The following is a 538-nucleotide window of genomic DNA, read 5'->3' on the forward strand; positions in this document are numbered from 1 at the left end:
TCTCTTCAATTTAGTCGGTGATCATTGAGATGAGGTCACACCTGTTCCCATGCCGAACACAGAAGTTAAGCTCATCTTCGCTGAAAATACTCGGCGGGCGACCGCCCGGGAAAATAAGTTGTCGCCGACACAAAAAAAGATGTCAAGGCTTTGCCTTGACATTATGCACCATTAGCTCAGATGGTAGAGCAACTGACTCTTAATCAGTGGGTCCTGGGTTCGAGTCCCCGATGGTGCACTAGATACGCTGAAATCCAGTGTTAAGGCCCGTTGGTCAAGCGGTTAAGACTCCGGCCTCTCACGCCGGCGACGGGAGTTCGATTCTCCCACGGGTCATAAAATCCCGACCGCAAGCTGATATATTTTCAGTTTGCGTCATTTTTGTATATGGACCATTAGCTCAGTTGGTCAGAGCAACCGGCTCATAACCGGTGGGTCCGGGGTTCGAGTCCCTGATGGTCCACTTCCTTTTTTCCTTATCTAGGGGTATAGCTCAGCTGGTAGAGCAGCGGTCTCCAAAACCGCGTGTCCCGAGTTC

General features: G+C 50.9%; 3 tRNA genes and 1 rRNA gene. All 4 read left to right on the forward strand.

The features are described from left to right. The first annotated feature begins 13 nt into the window (after nt 1-13). Nucleotides 14-130 (forward strand): 5S ribosomal RNA (rrf, locus tag CUS_RS01835). Nucleotides 131-165: 35 nt separating this feature from the next. Next, nucleotides 166-238, forward strand: a tRNA-Lys gene (locus CUS_RS01840). A 26-nt stretch (nt 239-264) separates the two neighbouring features. Then, nucleotides 265-336, forward strand: a tRNA-Glu gene (locus CUS_RS01845). A 53-nt stretch (nt 337-389) separates the two neighbouring features. After that, nucleotides 390-463 (forward strand) — tRNA-Ile (locus CUS_RS01850). The last annotated feature ends 75 nt before the right edge of the window (nt 464-538 follow it).

The organism is Hominimerdicola alba 8 (assembly GCF_000178155.2).
Lineage (GTDB): Bacteria > Bacillota > Clostridia > Oscillospirales > Ruminococcaceae > Hominimerdicola > Hominimerdicola alba_C.